The organism is Paenibacillus sp. 2TAB26, assembly GCF_052115145.1.
In the GTDB taxonomy this organism is placed as follows: Bacteria; Bacillota; Bacilli; order Paenibacillales; family Paenibacillaceae; genus Pristimantibacillus.
Genome location: NZ_JBFRGC010000075.1, coordinates 1 through 914 on the forward strand (window position 1 = coordinate 1; position 914 = coordinate 914).

At 51.9% G+C, this 914-nt stretch carries 1 protein-coding gene; it reads left to right on the plus strand.

What is annotated here, in order from left to right:
- Positions 1-21: 21 nt before the first annotated feature.
- Positions 22-914 (plus strand): hypothetical protein (locus AB4Z50_RS35845; RefSeq protein WP_441887263.1); only part of this gene is annotated, 893 nt, incomplete at its 3' end.

Here is a 914-nt window from a genome sequence, read left to right on the forward strand (position 1 = left end):
TGGAGCAGGATTCAACCCCATATGGACCAACCGGATGTGGAGGATCTCCCTGAGTGGGAATGCTTTTCCGAGGCATTCCAATGGCAGATTCCATGGGCGGATGCTGCAGAGCAGCTGCGCCTGAGCTTACCCGGCACGCTGGCCCATTTCCCTTCTCTTGCCGCACCTGTGCATGAGTGGCTGGAAACCTTGTCGACCCATGTACAGCGGCATTCTGCTGCCGTTATTCATCTGGAGCTTTCACAATATTTCTCGTTYACGGGCGATCCCGCCCTCTATCTGAAAGACATTCAAGAATACGTTACGCTCTGGCAGTCGCCGCATCCCTCGCAGGTGAAGGTCTGGCAGGGAGCAGCCGATAACTTCTATATGCTGAATGGTGAGCATTTGCCATGGAGAGAACGTACGGCAGCTCAGCCGGAGCAAGCTCCGGAAATTCAGCCAGCACAGTCCACTCCTCCAACATCTGGGAAGCGCCAGGCCAAATGGCGGCAGGAGCTCTACATATGGTTGCTTGCGATTYTGTCCGCAGCCCTCTTTCTTACCGTCTATGTCAAGACCTCCAGTGGATGGTTGGCGGTGCTCGGCTTCCTCATCCCCTCAATGTTAATCGTTTTGTGGAATGTGATTTTCGGTTCTAAAAAAACCTCCCGCCAACGGATGGASGCGGCTATGGCCTTGAAGAGGAACAGTACCCGCTCTTATGCTGTGCTCAGGATTGAATATTTCGATGGGCATTCACCAATTGGGGTGGATGGCATRGAAACCGGCCCTTCGGAGAATAAATCATTACCGGATCTTATCCCCTGGCTGCAAATCATTCAAGCGAAAGTGCTTTCATCTCATGAGGTTGGGCTCATGATTTCTACTAAAAATCCACCAGTCTCTACCTTACAACTTCATTTTAAGCTGGA